This is a genomic window from Haloarcula sebkhae (assembly GCF_014647415.1).
Taxonomy (GTDB): Archaea; Halobacteriota; Halobacteria; order Halobacteriales; family Haloarculaceae; genus Haloarcula; species Haloarcula sebkhae.
The window spans coordinates 903056-920164 of sequence record NZ_BMPD01000001.1 but is presented as its reverse complement, the minus strand read 5'-3'; the positions used below and the strand labels follow the sequence as shown (position 1 = coordinate 920164).

Annotated in this window: 17 protein-coding genes; 11 read left to right on the top strand and 6 right to left on the bottom strand. The window is 61.3% G+C overall.

The window, feature by feature from the left end; genetic code table 11:
- Positions 1 to 25 precede the first annotated feature (25 nt).
- The gene (locus IEY38_RS04765) at positions 26 to 997 is read left to right on the top strand and encodes a cation diffusion facilitator family transporter (protein WP_188975761.1); all 972 of its coding nucleotides are present in this window, start codon (positions 26 to 28) and stop codon (positions 995 to 997) included.
- Here the strand turns inward: IEY38_RS04765 and IEY38_RS04760 are convergent.
- Entirely contained in the window at positions 976 to 1728 is a 753-nt protein-coding gene (locus tag IEY38_RS04760; protein ID WP_188975759.1) for a hypothetical protein, read from the bottom strand. The genes IEY38_RS04765 and IEY38_RS04760 overlap by 22 nt on opposite strands.
- 76 nt (positions 1729 to 1804) lie before the next feature.
- Here IEY38_RS04760 and IEY38_RS04755 point away from each other — a divergent pair, with 76 nt between their 5' ends.
- From IEY38_RS04755 to IEY38_RS04745, 3 genes are all read left to right on the top strand, one after another.
- A complete protein-coding gene (locus IEY38_RS04755) occupies positions 1805 to 3982 on the top strand; it encodes an ATP-dependent DNA helicase (protein ID WP_188975756.1) in 2178 nt (725 codons plus the stop codon).
- A 152-nt stretch (positions 3983 to 4134) separates the two neighbouring features.
- Complete coding sequence (locus tag IEY38_RS04750; RefSeq protein ID WP_188975754.1) at positions 4135 to 4758, top strand: hypothetical protein; 624 nt, start codon at positions 4135 to 4137, stop codon at positions 4756 to 4758.
- A gap of 236 nt (positions 4759 to 4994) precedes the next feature.
- A complete protein-coding gene (locus tag IEY38_RS04745) occupies positions 4995 to 5144 on the top strand; it encodes a hypothetical protein (RefSeq protein ID WP_188975752.1) in 150 nt (49 codons plus the stop codon).
- Here the strand turns inward: IEY38_RS04745 and IEY38_RS04740 are convergent.
- A complete protein-coding gene (locus tag IEY38_RS04740; protein WP_188975751.1) occupies positions 5141 to 5620 on the bottom strand; it encodes a cupin domain-containing protein in 480 nt (159 codons plus the stop codon). The genes IEY38_RS04745 and IEY38_RS04740 overlap by 4 nt on opposite strands.
- 65 nt (positions 5621 to 5685) lie before the next feature.
- Here IEY38_RS04740 and serB point away from each other — a divergent pair, with 65 nt between their 5' ends.
- A complete protein-coding gene (serB, locus tag IEY38_RS04735; RefSeq protein WP_268238741.1) occupies positions 5686 to 6348 on the top strand; it encodes a phosphoserine phosphatase SerB in 663 nt (220 codons plus the stop codon).
- A 272-nt stretch (positions 6349 to 6620) separates the two neighbouring features.
- Here serB and IEY38_RS04730 read toward each other — a convergent pair whose 3' ends face one another.
- Together IEY38_RS04730 and IEY38_RS04725 are read right to left on the bottom strand one after the other, a co-directional pair.
- Complete coding sequence (locus IEY38_RS04730) at positions 6621 to 7919, bottom strand: O-acetylhomoserine aminocarboxypropyltransferase/cysteine synthase family protein (protein ID WP_188975747.1); 1299 nt, start codon at positions 7917 to 7919, stop codon at positions 6621 to 6623.
- A gap of 376 nt (positions 7920 to 8295) precedes the next feature.
- On the bottom strand, positions 8296 to 9864 hold the full coding sequence (locus tag IEY38_RS04725; protein ID WP_188975745.1) for a DNA-directed DNA polymerase II small subunit: 1569 nt from the start codon (positions 9862 to 9864) through the stop codon (positions 8296 to 8298).
- A gap of 88 nt (positions 9865 to 9952) precedes the next feature.
- Here IEY38_RS04725 and IEY38_RS04720 point away from each other — a divergent pair, with 88 nt between their 5' ends.
- Together IEY38_RS04720 and IEY38_RS04715 are read left to right on the top strand one after the other, a co-directional pair.
- Positions 9953 to 10663, top strand: coding sequence for a S24/S26 family peptidase (locus tag IEY38_RS04720; RefSeq protein ID WP_188975743.1), 711 nt, complete (start codon positions 9953 to 9955; stop codon positions 10661 to 10663).
- A gap of 128 nt (positions 10664 to 10791) precedes the next feature.
- A complete protein-coding gene (locus tag IEY38_RS04715) occupies positions 10792 to 11445 on the top strand; it encodes a S24/S26 family peptidase (RefSeq protein ID WP_188976143.1) in 654 nt (217 codons plus the stop codon).
- Between the two features lie 71 nt (positions 11446 to 11516).
- On the opposite strand, the gene IEY38_RS04710 is transcribed toward IEY38_RS04715, so the two are convergent.
- Positions 11517 to 13091, bottom strand: a complete 1575-nt coding sequence (locus tag IEY38_RS04710; RefSeq protein ID WP_188975741.1) for a Cdc6/Cdc18 family protein — start codon at positions 13089 to 13091, stop codon at positions 11517 to 11519.
- Between the two features lie 929 nt (positions 13092 to 14020).
- Between IEY38_RS04710 and IEY38_RS04705 the strand changes: the two genes are divergently transcribed.
- The 4 genes from IEY38_RS04705 to IEY38_RS21615 all read left to right on the top strand — a co-directional run bounded on the left by IEY38_RS04705 (position 14021) and on the right by IEY38_RS21615 (position 15996).
- Positions 14021 to 14662 (top strand): Era-like GTP-binding protein, encoded by a 642-nt coding sequence (locus IEY38_RS04705; protein ID WP_004590329.1) that lies wholly within the window; start codon positions 14021 to 14023, stop codon positions 14660 to 14662.
- A gap of 4 nt (positions 14663 to 14666) precedes the next feature.
- Complete coding sequence (locus tag IEY38_RS04700; RefSeq protein ID WP_004517591.1) at positions 14667 to 15050, top strand: DUF2073 domain-containing protein; 384 nt, start codon at positions 14667 to 14669, stop codon at positions 15048 to 15050.
- Complete coding sequence (locus tag IEY38_RS04695; RefSeq protein ID WP_188975739.1) at positions 15050 to 15736, top strand: OapC/ArvC family zinc-ribbon domain-containing protein; 687 nt, start codon at positions 15050 to 15052, stop codon at positions 15734 to 15736. Before IEY38_RS04700 ends, IEY38_RS04695 begins: the two co-directional genes overlap by 1 nt.
- Before the next feature lie 134 nt (positions 15737 to 15870).
- Positions 15871 to 15996 carry a hypothetical protein gene (locus IEY38_RS21615; RefSeq protein WP_268238740.1) on the top strand — a complete coding sequence of 42 codons (126 nt, stop codon included), beginning with the start codon at positions 15871 to 15873 and terminating at the stop codon, positions 15994 to 15996.
- Positions 15997 to 16118: 122 nt separating this feature from the next.
- Here the strand turns inward: IEY38_RS21615 and mdh are convergent, their stop codons facing one another.
- The gene (gene mdh, locus IEY38_RS04690; protein ID WP_005536799.1) at positions 16119 to 17033 is read right to left on the bottom strand and encodes a malate dehydrogenase; all 915 of its coding nucleotides are present in this window, start codon (positions 17031 to 17033) and stop codon (positions 16119 to 16121) included.
- Positions 17034 to 17109: the final 76 nt, after the last annotated feature.

The following is a 17109-nucleotide window of genomic DNA, read 5'->3' as shown; positions in this document are numbered from 1 at the left end:
GCGTCACGGTCGTGACGGAAAAATAATGGCAGGGAGCAAATCAGTCGTCATCGCCGCACTGATAGCCAACGGCGCGATTGCGATCCTGAAGTTCTTCGGCTTCCTCCTGACAGGGAGTGCTGCGATGCTGTCGGAGACGTACCACAGCATCTCAGACACCGGAAATCAGGTGTTTCTGCTTATCGGGATTCGGTTCAGCGAGCGGGAGCGGGACCGTCAACATCCCTTCGGGTACGGGAAGGCACAGTTCTTCTACAGTTTTCTTGTCTCCGTATTCCTGTTCGGGATTGCCGGGTGGGAGAGCGCGAAACACGGCTGGAACGAGCTCATGGCCGGTGGCCACGGCGGCGGTGGACACGCCGGTGAGGCGGTCGAGTTCCTGTTTTTTTCCTTCCAGCCCCCGGCCTGGCTTGACCCGCTGTGGGTCAACTACACCGTCCTTCTCGGCGCGTTCGCCTTCGAGACGTACGCGTTCGTCAAGGCCCGTGCGGAGATAAAAAAACAGATCGACCGAAACGACTGGTCGGGCTACCGCGAGGCGTTCCGCAAGACCAGCGACGTGACCACGCTAACTGCGCTGACAGAGGACACCATCGCGCTCACAGGGATCGTCATCGCACTGGTTGGGCTGTTCCTCGAGCAACAAACCGGCAACCCCTTCTTCGACCGGATCTCCGCCCTGCTCATCGGGATTATGCTGATGGGCTTCGCCCTGGCGCTTGCCTGGGAGAACAAGCGCCTCCTGCTGGGGGAGAGTCTCCCGGCGGACGAGGAACAGCGCCTCTGTGATGTCGTCATGCAGAACGAACACGTAGACGAGATCATCGGCTTCCGGACGGTCTACTTCGGCCCGAACGAGGTCGTCGTCTTCGCGGACCTGCAGTTCGACCCGGCGCTGGACACGGAGTCGATAGACGACGAGATAACGGCGCTGGAATCGGCGATGCATGACGCCAACGGCAACATCAGGAAGATCTACGTCGAGCCGGAACTGTAGGGGTCGTTATCTTCGAGCCACCACGGAATCGGGACGCGGTCGATGTCAGTTGTTACCGTCATCGTCGTGTCGATATCCGGCCGCTCCGGGCGCTGTTCAGTGTGTTCGACGTGTCTAATTATCCCCTGTCGGTCGACGTACAGCCGTGACCGCCCGACTCTGGATTCGTTCTCGGCCGTCGGCGTCTCGACCGTATCTGTGGCGGCTAGAACAGCGACAGGCCGGCCGCGCCACCTGGCCGAGTCTACCTTTCGATACGCAGTATTCGACAGGAGTTGGCGAAGCAGGTCAACTCCGGCCGGCGAGGCGACCAGCGACGTGTTCTCCGTTGCCGGCGTGGTAGCGTATGGCGTATCAGGGTCGTCGCGGACGTTCGTGTACACCGTCCCGTCAGCGAAGACCACATCGTCCGATATCGGACCGAACCGTCGCTGGACACGCTGGACGCCGCGCTGACGGTCGATCCAGACATCGAGCGTGTTCTGTGGCCCGGCCTGTTCGACATGGCGGTGGAAGCTGCGGGTCGCCAACGCCTGCTCATGACGCTCAAGCAGTCGGTCCACGTCGACCCTGCCGTCGCTGGTCGGAACCGGTACCGTCTCGTCCGGCGAGTCAGTGGGGACGGGCGCTGGCGTCACCGGGTCGCTGCCGTCCGTCGTCGAGCCGGCCGGAAAGACGCCGGAACAGCCCGCGAGAAGCGCGATACCGACGGCGAGCGTGACGCGCCACATATAGTTCTGGAAGGGCGCTCGTGGCAAGTAGCTGTGGGGGCGAACCCTTTTGCCGGTGAACGGCCAATCGGGGCACGTGGCAACGACGGACGACGGCTATATGCGGTTTTTCCCCTTCGAGGAGCCGTACGACCATCAGCAGGAGGCGATGGGAACGATATACGACGCCCTCGACGAGGGCCGCGACGTGCTGTTCGAAGGGGCTTGCGGGACCGGAAAGACGCTCGCGTCGCTGGTCCCCGCGCTGGAACACGCCCGCGAGACGGGCAAGACCGTCGTCATCACGACGAACGTCCACCAGCAGATGCGGCAGTTCGTCGAGGACGCCAGAGCGATTACCGATCAGGAACGCCTGCGAGCGGTCGTCTTCCGGGGCAAGGGGTCGATGTGTCACATCGACGTGGACTACGAGGAGTGTCAGGCACTGCGGGACACGACCCGTGATCTGGTCGAAGTCGAGAGCGATATTGCCGAACTCGAGCAGCGCGAGGGAGAACTCCTTTCTGACGGCCAGGCTGGCAGCAGCGAGGCGATGGAGGCGCGCAACGCCGTCGTCGAGGAACTCCGGGACCTGCAGGACGAGCGCGAGGAAATCGAAACCGAACGGTCGACCTGTGACCACTACTACCGGAACCTCACTGTCGACACCAGCGAGTTCTATTCCTGGCTGTTCGACGACGTTCGGACGCCCGACGACGTGTACGAGTACGCTCACCAGCAGGGGCTGTGTGGCTACGAACTGCTGAAAGAGGGGATGGACGGCGTCGACCTCGTGGTGTGTAACTACCACCACCTGCTCGACCCGACGATCCGCGAGCAGTTCTTCCACTGGATCGGCCGCGACCCCGAAGACATTATCGCCGTCTTCGACGAGGCCCACAACGTCGAGTCGGCCGCCCGCGACCACGCCCGGCGGACGCTGACCGAGAACACGCTCGACCAGGCACTCGACGAACTTGACGGCGAGGACGACGCCCGGACCGACGCCGCGGCCAACGTCATCGAGACGTTCCGGGACGCCCTCGTCGAAGCATACGAGGGTTCCTTCGAGTTCGGGGCTCGGGCGGCCGTCGACGAGCACTGGGACGACGTCACCATCGCCAACGACGACCGGAAGGACGACCTGACGCTTGCCTTCCTGCAGGGGTACACCGGCCCCGGCTTCCACGAGGAACTGGACCACGCACTGGACCTCGGGCGGGACCTCGACGCCCGCTATCAAGAGGCGTTCAAAGAAGGGGACCTAGACACCAGAAAGGAGTGTCAGACGCTGCAGGCCGCCGGCTTCATCTCCGACTGGCTCGACGAGACGGACGAGACTGGCCAGTACCCCGTCGTCAGCGTCCGCCGGGACGAATCGACCGACGACGTGTACGGCCGCGCGGAGTTGTACACCTGCATCCCCGAACAGGTGACCCGCGATCTGTTCGAGGACCTGCACGCGGCGGTGCTGATGAGCGCCACGCTCCGCCCCTTCGACGTGACCGAGAACGTCGTCGGCGTCGAGGACCCCGTGACGATGGCCTACGGCGCGCAGTTCCCCGAGGACCGACGCCGGACCTACGCCGTCGACGGCCCGGCGCTGTTTTCCAGCGAGCGGGATGACCCACAGACCCAGCAGCGCATCGCGCGCACACTCGAAGACATTGTCCGCTTCACGCCCGGGAACACGCTCGTGTTCTGCCCGTCCTACAGCGAGGCCGAGCGCTACCACGACATGACCGCTGTGAGCGCGACCCGGTATCTGGACAAGCCGGGCACGCAGGCACGTGACCTCCGGGAGGCCTTTACCGACGGCGACGACGGCGTTCTCTACACCTCGCTGTGGGGGACACTGGGGGAGGGCGTGAGCTACGACGGCGACGACGCCCGGACCGTCGTGGTCGTGGGCGTCCCCTACCCGCACCTCGACGACCGCATGGACGCCGTGCAGGACGCCTACGACGTGGCCTTCGGCGATAGTGAGGGCGACGCGGGCTGGCGCTACGCCGTCGAAATTCCGACAGTACGGAAAACGAGACAGGCCCTCGGCCGCGTGGTCCGCTCGCCGGACGACTTCGGCGCACGCATCCTACTCGACAAGCGCTACACGGAGGCCGCCGAGATGGAGATGCATGACTACGCCGTCCGCGGGACCTTCCCCCCGGAGGAACGCCGCGAGATGGTCGACATCGGCCCCGAGAAGCTCAAGTTCGCGATGCTGAACTTCTATCAGGACATGGACGCTTACGACGGGCCGCCGCCCAAGCCCTGATCTTCAGACCGCCCAGAGGTAGCTTGTCCCAGAGGTACAGGATAATCTGCTATGGTGTCAGCGTAACTGCAAAGTCATCTGTCTATCGGTAGTCGATATTGGAATAGATTTTAATACAAGTCCTATATTTGATAAAATATAGGAGAGTATAAATGGTATTTGGGCTTATCGGACTGCTGTTCAACATCGTCACGTTTCCAGGCATACTCGTGAACGGTATCATCCAAGACGTATTCAACCAGGAGTACAGGGTCCCATCAGCAAGGTTAGCGGTCGACGAGAACGTAAATCTAGACGAGATCGAAAAGACTGAGGAGGCAATGGCGCGAGTATCACGGGTCCTCGCTAACGGGGAGGAGCCCGGTGAAGGCGAACGATTAGAAGAGTTCAGCAACTATCATGCGGTCACGGAATACCGGACACTGTTCGGTGTCATCCTTGGCCCGTTTGTTGCCACATCGATCCTGGCGCTAGTCTTGTTCACCGGTGCAGTCGGGCTGGAGATGATGGGTGCTGTCAGTGATGACAGTGGATTGCTCTGGTTCGCATCCGTATACCCCGGGTTCGTGGTAGCCGCCCACGCTTTCCCGAACCAAGATCCGACAAACGCACTATGGGATCGGTCTCGCGAAACCGGCAGCCTGCTACGACTCGTCGGCTACCCACTGGCGTTGGTATCAATGCTGTTTAGCCTGCTTGAATTCCTGTGGATCGACGCACTGTACGCGCTCTTGCTGTACTGGGTCGTCGGGATGCCACTCGGTGTTGTTGGCTGATCAGCCGAAACCAGATAGTCTGAAATCCGGCACACTAAATTCGGAGGAATAGTAGTTGTTTTCACTTTTCGCGGCTCCCGTTCCACTTCGGAGATGACAGTCCTGCTGGGGCCCTATGTACACGGCTGATAACATATCTGACAGCACCGAGTGTGCGGTGAACAACGAAAGTACGCTGGGATGAAGGTGTACCTCTACGTCGTCTGTGGTACTTTCGGCTGGAGGAACGCCGCGAGATGGTCGACATCGGCCCTGAGAAGCTCAATTTCGCGATGCTGAACTTCTATCAGGATGTGGATGCCTACGACGGCCCGCCACCGAACCCTTGTGTCCGGGTGGCACCGACTGTTGCAGTTCGGTCCTGTCGCCCGGGTACGACCGTCTAGAGGTCCGGTTCGAGTTCGGTACCACAGTCAGGACAGACCAGCAGGAAGCCGTCGTCGGCCGGTTCCAGCGCGAGGACATCGCTGTCACAGTCAGGGCAAGGCTGTGCAACGCGGCTCTCGGTCGAATTCCTAGGCGCACCGAGTGCCAGCGCGACCACCCGGTCGCCGCTTTCGTTCCGGCCCTGCTGGTACTCTCCGGGCGCGAACCGGACGACTTCGTGTGGACCGACGGTGACCGTCTCGCTCTCGCCGGCAGGGTCGGTCCGGTGTTCGAAAGTGGCTGTGCCCTCGACGACGTAGAACACCTCTTCTTGATCGAGGTGTGCATGTAATCCGCCCGAGAAGGCCTCGCCAGGGTCCAGCACATATCGGTTGATTGCGACATCGGTCGTGCCCAGCGGGTCCGCAAGCCCGCGCCGGTCAACGTCGCCACCCATCGCCTGTGGTTCGATTTCGTCGACGGAGACGTGCTCCATAAAGGGACAGTAGCAGGGGAGACACAAAAATAGAGAGCCGATCGTTCGACTGGAAACCGGATGTTTTGAAACCCTCCACACGAAACTCGCGGGCAATGCTAGTCGCCTTCGACTTCGACGGGACGCTCTCCGATTCGGAGATGACGGTCCTGCTGGGAAGCCAGAACGGGACGGCCGAGGACATGGCCGACATCACCGAGCGGGCAATGAACGACGAGATCGAGTACGCTGAGAGTCTCCGGCAGCGGTGTGCGCTGCTGGAAGACCTCCCCGACGAGAAGGCCCAGGCGGCCTTCGACGAGGTCACCCTTCGTCCGGGTGCGGCTGAGGTCATCAAGGCGCTGCGGGACGCCGGCGTCTACGTCGCCATCCTCACTGGCGGGTTCGAGCGCGGCGTCGAGGCTGCACTCGAAACGGAGGGGGTCGAGGTCGACGCCATCGTCGCCAACCGACTGCCCGTGGAAGATGGAACGCTGACCGGCGAGGTCCGCGGGCCGCTCATCTCCGGGACGAAAGACGACGCGATGGAGGTCGTGACCGCCGTTACTGGGGAAGACCGGGACACGACCGTCGCCGTCGGCGACGGGGCCAACGATCTGCCGATGCTCGAAGTCGCGAATCTGGCTATCGGCTTCGACCCGAAACCGGCCGTTGCCCCATCGTGTGACACGTCGGTCGAGACGATGGACGAACTGCACGAACTGCTGGAAGCCGAGGAAATCCTGTAGCGACGTCTTCGTTTTTGTCGTTCACTGGTCCGGTCTGTACGCTGCACTGTAGACGGAGAACAAACGGGGAGTGGCACGCTCCCCACGGATGCGAGCAATCGTTGTCGGACCAATGACAGAGTATGGTTGAGCGTGAACCGACGCGTGCTCGCAATCAGCGACGGTTCGTTTAACACATAAACTCCTACCGTAATAACTTTGGCGAACGGGTGAATTATTACACCCTTCCAGCGCGTGTGTCCACAGAAACCCGATAGAATACTACGTATCAGTTAGTGAGTGGCCTGCCCGATTGCCTGGTCAAGGTCGGCCTTGATGTCCTCGACGGACTCGGTGCCGACAGAGAGGCGAACCATGTCGTCGGTGACGCCGGCAGCGGCCTTTTCCTCGTCCGTGAGTTGCTGGTGAGTGGTCGAAGCCGGGTGGATGATGAGCGTCTTCGCGTCGCCGACGTTTGCCAGTAGCGAAGCGATTTCCGTCGATTCGACGGTTGTCCGGGCGGCGTCGTAGCCCGCGTCGAGTCCGAACGTTATCATGCCGCCGTAGCCACCGTCGAGGTACTTGCTGGCGGTGTCGTGCGTTTCGTGATCTTCGAGGCCGGGATAGGTGACCCACGAGACTTCGGGGTGGTCGTCGAGGAACTCGGCGACGCCCATCGCGTTGTCGCAGTGACGGTCCATCCGCGCGGGGAGCGTCTCCAGCCCCTGCATCGTCTGCCAAGCGTCGAAGGGAGACTGCTGGCAGCCCAGATCACGGAGGCCGCGGGCGATGGCGGCGTAGGTGAAGGCCGCGTCCTCGAATCGCTCTCGGAAGTTGACGCCGTGGTACGCGGGATTGTCGCCGGCGATTTCGGGGTACTTGTCGGCGTGTTCCTCCCACGGGAAGGAGCCGCCGTCGACGAGAATGCCGCCAACGGTGGTGCCGTGGCCGTGGATCCACTTCGTCGTGGAGTTCCAGACGAGGTCGGCCCCATGTTCGATTGGGTTGCAGAGGTACGGTGTTGCGAACGTGTTGTCGACGAAGAAGGGGACGCCATGGTCGTGGGCGATCTCGGCGAGGCGCTCGAAGTCGGGCGTGACGAGCGACGGATTCCCGATGGTCTCACAGTGGACGTAGGCCGTGTTTTCGTCGATGGCCTCGGCGTAGGCGTCGTAGTCGAGCGTGTCGACGAACCGCGTCTCGACGCCGTTGCGCGGCGCAGTGTGGGTGTAGTAGGTGTAGGTGCCGCCGTACAGCGACGACGCTGTGACGACGTTGTCACCGACGTCCGCGAGCAGGAACGTCGCGAGGTTCAGGGACGCCATCCCGGAGGCGGTGGCGACCGCGCCGACGCCGCCCTCCAGCGCAGCCAGCCGCTCCTGGAGCATCCCGACGGTAGGGTTCATCAGCCGCGAGTAGATGTGTCCCGGCTTCTCCAGCGCAAACTGCTTTGCGGCGTCCTCGGCGTCCTCGAAGACGTACGAAGTGGTCTGGTACAGCGGCGGCGCACGCGAGCGAGCCTCAGCGTCCGGCTCTTCCTGCCCGACGTGCAGCGCGTCGGTTTCGAATCCGTGATCTTGGTCGTCACTCATACTCTCTCCTTTTACCGGATGGGTCTTAATTGCGCCTCAATCGGTGAGGCCCGCCACTGCTACGAGATACCGGTGATTCTTCGCGCTGTTCTCGGGCAGATTCGGGGTAGAAGGCCAAGTAGCGCAGTTATTTTGCTTCTGGAAGAACAGGTAGACAAGTCTTCCGGCCGGGAGCGAGTGGTGCGACGACCGTCGCGCCCGAGCGACCCGGGGAAGGGCAGGCCTGCGTCAGTGGCAGCTAGGCGCAACTGACTAGCATACCGCTCGCCTGTGGCGAGCGGTTTCACGCGAATCGCCCGCGGGCGATTCGCGCCTTTTTCACCCACGTTTTTGCGCCGAGTGGTGCGCTCTGCGCACCCGAGGCGGAAAAAGGTGGTTAGCTGAACTTCCGGACCGTCATATCCAGCGTATCGAGGTCCAGAATCGGCGCGAAGCCGGCATCCGGGTCGATGTTGACGCTCTTCTGGAACGCGGTCTGTTCCTGCCAGCAGCCGGAGTTCAGCGCAACGACATTGTGGTACTCGCCCCAGCCGAGCTTGTGGACGTGGCCGGTGTGGAACACGTCGGGGACCTCCTCCATCACCAGATAGTCGCGGTCCTCAGGGGCCAGTCGGGTGTGGCCACCGTACTGCGGCGCGACGTGGCGCTTCTTCAGGAGCTGGTACATCGCCTTGTGTGGCTCCTCGTAGCTGGCTTCCTCGTCCGGGAGTTCGGCGATGACTTCGTCGAGCGAGACGCCGTGGTACATCAACACCGTGACGCCCTCAACAGTGACCAGCGAGGGATTGGAGTGGACCTGCGCGTCGTGGGCGCTCATGATGTCTCGGAGCTCCTCGTCGAAGCCGGGCTGGGGCTCGGCCAGCCGGACGGCGTCGTGGTTGCCCGGGATCATCCGGATCTCCATGTCAGCCGGCACTTCCTTGAGATACTCCGAGAACGCGCGGTACTGGTCGTAGATGTCGATGATGTCCAGCTCCTCGTCCTGCTCGGGATAGATGCCGACGCCCTCGACCATATCGCCGGCGATAAGCAGGTATTCGACGGTCTCGGCTTCGGCGGTGTGGAGCCAGTCGGTAAAGCGATGCCAGGCGTCTTCCATGAACTCCTGGCTCCCGACGTGGACATCCGAGATGAGTGCCGCTTGAACGTGACGGTCAGCGGTCGAGGGGCTGTGCGTTCGGGGCACGTCCGGGAAGTACAGCGAGTCCACGAACAGGATGCCGGCGTCGTCGGCCAGCGTCCCCTCGACAGCGATGACCTCGTCCATGAGCAACTGCTGGACGAGATCGGCGATGGGGCGGTCTTTCATTACCAGACAGGGGAAGGTCCCGTTCGTGTCTTCCAGTTCGACGAGCCAGTGCCCGCTGGCAGTCGAGCGGATGTCCGAGACCATCCCGATTAGCGCCGCGTCGCTGCCGCCGCCCATGTTCTCGATTGCGTCGGTCGGCCGGTGGTTCACTCTGCCGCGGAGTTTGGTCGCCAGTTTCTCGTAGCGGTCCCGGAACACCGAGACGAAGTCTGAGTACTCCCCAGTCCCAGTTGACTGGCCGGTCATGTCGTTCGCGACCTCGATTGCCCGGAGGGATGTGTCCACGTCCCGTGACCCCCCCGTTTCAGGTGGAGCGGACGTACCCGGTTCGGTCGGCGTGGGTGCGTCTGTTCCAGTTGAAACGGAGGGGTGTGGCTGTGTCGGAGCGCCGGAGGTTTCGTTTTTCGGATCTGGGTCAGTATTCGACTCGCTCTCGGTACTTTCTGTCGCTTCAACGACAGACTCCACGTGGTCGGTCGTCAGCTTCAGTGCTTCGTCGGGGAGTGTTTCGAGTGCGCGTTCCAGCGTCACCGAAGGATCTCGGGTGTCGGCGATGCGAGTCACCGCCTCGCGCTCCGCGTTGTAGCCGCGGCTCGCGAGTTCGCTGACGATGCGTGCCGGCGTCTCCAGAGGCACGTTCCACACTCAGTGTCTGCGGGCAAAAGGATAGCGGACCGACGGTCGTCACAAGATTGATACGCCACTATGGGCAATCCGAGATAGAATGGGCCGGGACGAATCGTCGCGTAGCACGCCACCAGACGAGACAGAGGAGTCTGTGGACGCCAGCCCGACGTTTCGCCTCGGCCTGTACGTCCGTGACATCGGTACGAGCGTCGGGGCGGTCATGCTCGTCGGGGCGCTCCTGTTTGCCGTCAGCGGGGTGTGGCCGCCGCTTGTCGCCATCGAAAGCGGGAGCATGGAGCCACACATCGACACCGGGGATATGGTGTTTGTCATGGACGCAGAGCGCTTTTCCGGACAGGAGGCCCGTCACGGCGTTGTAACGGCAGCGGAGGGGTCAAAGACCGGGTATCGGACCTTTCAGCAGCCCGGGGATGTCATCATCTTCGAACCCGACGGTAACGAGCAGCGGACGCCGATCATCCACCGGTCGATGCTATGGGTCGATGCCGGCGAGAACTGGTACGACCGGGCAAACCAGACGTACATCGGGAACGCAGACAGTTGCGACGAACTTCGGAACTGTCCAGCCCCCCACGCCGGGTTTATTACGAAAGGTGACAATAAGGTGACCAACACCAGATACGATCAGGTCACCGGAGCGAGTACCGTTGTCCGGCCGGAGTGGGTCATCGGAACCGGGACCTTCCGAATCCCACGTCTCGGGTACGTTCGGGTCCAGCCATCCCAGCTATGGCACACCTCAGTGTCGATGCCGGTGGGAGAAGCTTCAGTACCGGCGGCGAGCTGAGCAAACCGGACGGGAGCGTTCGGTCCAACAACAGAAAGTTGATTGGCCGCCTCCGAGTATTCGTGGTACGAATGGCCGGGTTAGACCGTCGGTCGTCGGACGGAGACGAAACCGAGGGACCGGGAGGGATGATGTACGTGGCCGATATCGTCAGTAGCGCCGGCTCAGTCCTGCTTGTCGGGGTGTTGCTGTTCGCCGTCAGCGGTGTGTGGCCCCCGCTCGTCGCTATCGAAAGTCCGAGCATGGACCCCCATATCAAGGAAGGCGACCTCGTGTTCGTGATGGAAGAGGAGCGGTTCTCCGGCCCGGACGATCACGGGGGCGTCGTCACCGCAGCGAACGACGACAGCTATCGGACATTCCAGCAACCGGGCGACGTTATCGTGTACGAGCCTGACGGCAACAGTCGACAGACCCCGATCATCCATCGAGCGATGCTGTGGGTCGAGGAGGGCGAGAACTGGTACGACCGGGCGAACAAGGACTACATCGGCAGTGCGGACAGCTGTGACGAGCTCAGCTCCTGTCCGGCCGACCACGCCGGCTTCGTCACCAAAGGCGATAATAACGGCCGGTATGACCAGGTCGGCTCCAACCCCATCAGCGAACCGGTCAAACCCGGCTGGGTCGTCGGGACCGCAGAGATGCGGGTCCCGTTGCTGGGACAGGTCCGACTCCAGTGGAACAAGGCCGGAGCAACTGATGTGGTAACGGACGAGGCGGGGCCGACGGTGACGAACGGGACAGGACCCACAGCGGCGAACGGAACCGCAGCCGGATAGCTCGTCTCTCTCGAAGGGGATCGTTTCACCTGGAACGACGGAGGCTGTCGAGCGCGAATACAGTTCGCAGGTCAGTTGTCGAACCGGGCCTGAACGAACGGCTGGACGTCGTCGATATCGCCGAGTCGTGAATCAGACAGAAGCACCGCCTCCGTCTCTTCGGTTGGAACGGACAGGGAGATCTCTTTCGTCCGCCCGTACCGGCCCTTCGAGACGACGACGGCGTTGACGATACCGAGCATATCTAGTTCCGAGATGAGATCAGTGACGCGGCGCTGGGTCAGGATATCGGCGTCGATCTCCTCACAGAGGTTCTTGTAGATGTTGAACACCTCGCCGGTGTTGATGTTGTGGACGCCGTTCTTTTCCAAGAGAATGATCGCAAAGAGGACAATTTTCGACTGCGTGGGCAGTGTCCGAACGACTTCCACAACACGATCGAGTTCGATCTTCTCCTGAGCCTGCCGAACGTGGTCTTCGAGGACGTTGTCCGTCTGGTCACGCTCGGCGAGTTCGCCAGCAGTCCGGAGGAGGTCGAGCGCCCGACGTGCGTCCCCATGTTCCTGTGCGGCGAAGGCCGCACACAGCGGGATGACGTCCTCGGTGAGCGCGTCGCCTTTGAACGCCACGTCCGAGCGTGCCTGCAGGATGTCCCGGAGCTGATTCGCGTCGTAGGGCGGGAAGACGATCTCCTCCTCGCCGAGGCTGGATTTGACCCGAGGGTCGAGGAAATCAGTGAACTTCAGATCGTTCGAGATACCCATAATCGAGACTCGGGAGTTCTCCAGTTCGGAGTTCATCCGGGAGAGGTTGTACAGGGTATCGTCGCCGCTTTTCTCGACGAGCTTGTCGATCTCGTCGAGCATGATGACGACCACGCGCTCGTGGTAGTCGACAGCATCGAAAAAAGAACTGTAGACTCGATCTGTTGGCCACCCCGTCATCGGTACCTCCTCGAACTCCGCCTTATCGGCTTCCAGCGAACTGATTTCGGTTTCGATGTCGTCGAGGGAATCGAACGCCGTCTCTTCGAGTGCAGCCGCATTGTCGCGCGCACGTGACCGGAGGTCTTCAAGTTCGGCGATGCGGTCGTCGATGAGCTGGGCGTTCTTGTCGATGAACTTGTTCGCGAGCTGGGCTAGCACGCGGTACTGGGTGTCGGTCACCTCGCAGTTGATATACTCGACCTCACAGGGGACCTCGTACTTCTGTGAAGTCGTTTCGAGTTCCTCGCTAACGAACTTCGCGGACGCGGTTTTCCCCGTTCCCGTCTTGCCATAGATGAGGATGTTCGACGGCGTATCACCGCGTAAGGCGGTGACGAGAATCGTCGCCATGTTGTTGATCTGCTCCTCGCGGTGGGGGAGTTTGTGCGGCGTGTACGAGGGGCGGAGGACCTCCTTGTTCTCGAAAATGGGTTCCCCTTCGAGAAGGTCGTCAAACAGGCCACGAGACGCCTCATCAGAGGGATCGTCCGACCCGGCATCAAGGTTGTCGAGGATAACGTCGTCGAGATCGGACGGCCCGGTCGATGTTCCGGAGTCCGTTTCGACGTCGAGTTGCCCATCGGACCCGTCGGCGTCGTTCGACGTCTCTGCCGTCGACGGGTCGGATGCCGGGGCCGAGTTGTCGCTTTCGTCAGTCATAGTCGAGAGGGTCCCCTTCGTTTCGTGTGGAGAGAGTGGGAGACACCGGAACAGAGGGAGCGAGGAGTGCGTTAGTACCGTTGTTAGTGAGCATCAGCGCTCTCCGGTGCGTCCAGTTGAACCACATGAACCGTACCGTGATTCGATATTAAATATTTCGGTACACTACCCATGAAACATATATGTTTACAATTTTATAATTATACCGCATGAGGACTGTTGTCCTAAAGAGGACTATAGCTTCAGTCTCACTGGGGCCGGACGGACATGGAACGGCAGGACAGTGAGTGGGGGCGAAAGGGAGTCATGGGGTGGTTCCGAGTGCTGGTATGCTATGTGAACATGAGTGATACTACGGAGGAACGGACTTGCAAGACAAAGTGCCGGTAACGGGCCAACCCCCCCACCCCTTCGTTTCCAGTGGAACGGGAAACAGGCCCGGGGGGAGGGGGTGAGGGGACCGAGAATATCCTCTAGCGAAGGGAAAAGATTTAATATACTACCTCAAAAACCAAACCCGCACTAGGTTAAACAAATTTCTAAGAGGGGTTAGTATACAGTTTTCTACTGTCTAGACCGTTCTAACTAGTAGTATCACGAGTCGCGCCGATCTGAATAGTTGGTCCGCTCCCGATTTGACCGGTAATTCTCCAACCCCTCCCCAGGGGTGTACGTCGTTCCACTTGAAACGAAGGGGTGGGGGGCAGGGATGGTACACCCCGATCCGAATCGTTTGGTTTCGGATGACCGGACTCCACCCGAACAGCCCCCTTCTTGATCACATCCGCGGAAGCGCCCACACGCTGATCTATGCTATGCTTCACCATGTCAGAAAAAAGACTAATGTCTGACGTAGGCTTAAGTGAATTCGCCTATCTTTTACGGGCAGAGCCGCCATACCGGACGACTCCGGGCGGCGGGAGGATAGGATGGGATTGTTAACAAACCTCAAAGATAGTATCTCACGCGCGGCATCGACGCTGTTCTCCGAAGAGGATCCAAAGCGAATCGGCATCTACGGCCCGCCGAACGCCGGCAAGACGACGCTGGCAAATCGCATCGCACGGGACTGGACTGGCGACGCTGTCGGTCCGGAGAGTCACGTTCCACACGAGACTCGTCGTGCGCGCCGAAAGGAGAACGTCGAAATCGAACGCGACGGGAAGAAAGTGACAATCGACATCGTCGACACCCCGGGCGTGACGACGAAGGTCGACTACACCGAATTCCTTGAACATGACATGGAGAAAGACGACGCCGTCCGTCGCTCCCGCGAAGCGACCGAGGGTGTCGCCGAAGCGATGCACTGGCTCCGCGAGGACGTCGACGGCGTTATCTACGTCCTTGACTCCGCGACTGATCCGTTCACGCAGGTCAACACCATGCTCATCGGCATCATCGAGAGTCAGGACCTTCCTGTGTTGATCCTCGCGAACAAGATCGATCTGGAGGAATCCTCTGTCCAGCGCATCCGAAACGCCTACCCTCAGCACGAGACGATTCCGCTGTCGGCGCTTGAGGGAGACAACATGGACGAAGTCTACGACAAAATCGCGGAGTACTTCGGGTGATATAATGGCAGAAGTCAAAGACCCAGACGACGGCGTCCAGATCGACCTCATCAGCGGCGAACGCATGGCCGGACTGGCCTCAATGGAGAAGATACGGATGATCCTCGACGGGGTTCGTGACGGCAACATCGTCATCCTCGAAGAGGGGCTCTCACCCGACGAGGAATCCCGCCTGATCGAAGTGACGATGACGGAGATTAGCCCCGACGAGTTCAACGGCATCGAAATCGAGACCTACCCCAAGTCCGAGGCTGCCGACGCTAGCATCCTCGACCGGCTGATGGGCAAACAGTCAACCCAGAAGCTGACAGTCATCGGGCCGGCGAACCAGATAGAGACGCTCCACAAGGACGAAACGCTCATCAGCGCCCTCGTCTCCCGGAAATAATGCCCCACCAGTGTACGGAGTGTGGCCGTGGCTTCGACGACGGGTCGAAGGAGATGCTCTCGGGCTGTCCCAACTGCGGCGGGAACAAGTTCCAGTATCAGCCCGAGGGGGCCGACATCTCCGAGACACCGGACGCAGAGCCACCGGAACCACCGGGACCTGACAGCACTGTCGCTCGTACCGTCGGCAAGACCGCCGCTTCGGTACGTGACTTCGTCAGTGGCTCCGCTGCGGACGGCGACCGTCCCGCGGAGCAGTCCCACCTTGACGCCGACCGGGCCGCTGACTCACAGCCGAGTGACCCATCCCACACGTCCGGCTCGCCGTCGACCGAACCCGACCGCACGTCGCCGACTGAGGATTCGGCCCAGGCCAGTGCCCGCGGCGATATTGTCGAGCCGGACGAACTCCCATCCGACGTGCCGTCCGCGTCCGAATCTGAACACCAGTTCCGCCCTGTCGGTGCAGACCCCGACCCACCAGCGGAACCAGACCGGGAGGACCGTCCCGATCTGGAGGAACTGCGCGCTGAACTCAACGACCAGTTCGAGTCGATCAAGGTACTGGAACCCGGTCAGTACGAACTGAATCTGATGGAACTGTACGACCGCGAAGAGTACATCATCGCGCTGCAGGAAGACGGCCACTACTCGATTCAGGTCCCGGAAACCATCCGCTCTGAGTGAATCAGTGCGGACTCCTCGCCGCTGTTATTGATTCGCCAGTCCCGAATTACACCGTAGAACCGCTGCATACACCATTGCGTATCAACGTGGGCACAACCATTATATAATATGCCGTGGATGCTTCCGGTAACGCCATGGGCCACCGAGAACTCTCGACATCGGAGTCACACCTCGAAGAGTGGGCGTCACTCCTCGGTGCTGATATCGACGACGACGGGCGCGACAGCGATTTGCTTGACGACCAGGACGAACCCGCGTAACGTCGTGGTTCGTCGGGGAGTGCGACTCGCAGTTACAGCTACGTCTCTCACGCCGATAGTGGAGCGAAAAGACAGTTCGGGACGGATGCCGTCCCGAAACTTCGCAGTACCGATCGACCGGGTTACGAGATCTTGTCGTACTGGTCGGAGAGCTTCTCGGCGGCGTCGGCCATCAGATCCTGTTCGTAGTCGTCGAGGTCCCACTCGACGATTTCCTCGACGCCGTTGCTCCCGAGACGGACTGGGACACCGAAGGCAGTATCCTCGTGCCCGAACTCGCCCTCTAGCTTGACCGAGGCCGGCAGCACTTCGCCGGTATCGTGGAGGATGGCTTCGACCATGTGTGCGACGCCGCGGGCCGGGCCCCACTCGGTCGCGCCCTTGCGCTCGATGACGTCCATCGCCGATTCCTGCAGGTCGCCGAGCAGCTGCTCTTTCTCGTCGTCGCTGAATTCGGGGTCGGTGCCGTCGACGCGGACCTTCGAGAACACGGGGACCTGTGCGTCGCCGTGTTCCCCGAGGATCGTTCCTTCGACGTTCTGAACCGGCGCGTCGAACTCCTCGCTCAGGACGTAGCGGAACCGCGCGGAGTCCAGCCGGCCGCCGAAGCCGATGACCTGCTCGCGCGAGCGGTCGCCGGCCTCGTAGAGGTGGCGGTTGAGCAGGTCGACGGGGTTCGAGGTGGTCAGCGAAATGTAGTCGTCGTTGTGTTCGTCCAGCGAGGACTGGATGTCCTCCATGATAGGTGCGTTGTCGCCGGCGAGGTCGATACGTGTCTGGCCCGGCTGGCGGGGAATCCCGGCCGTGATGACGACCACGTCCGAGCCGGCGGTGTCCTCGTAGCCGCCCTGACGGACGCGTGTGTTCGAATCGTAGGCGATGCCGTGGTTCGTGTCAGCGGCCTGCCCGACTGTGTCGTCTTCCTTGTCCGGGATGTCAACGAAGACAACCTCGTCAGCGATGTCACGGAGCGCGATGTTGTACCCTGCGGCTGCGCCGACCGTTCCGGCTGCGCCGACTACGCTTACCTTTGTCATACCATTCGAAAAGGCTCGGGCGCGAACGTTAAACGTGTCGAAACCCCGATTCCGACGCTCATCGTTCAGATAGCAC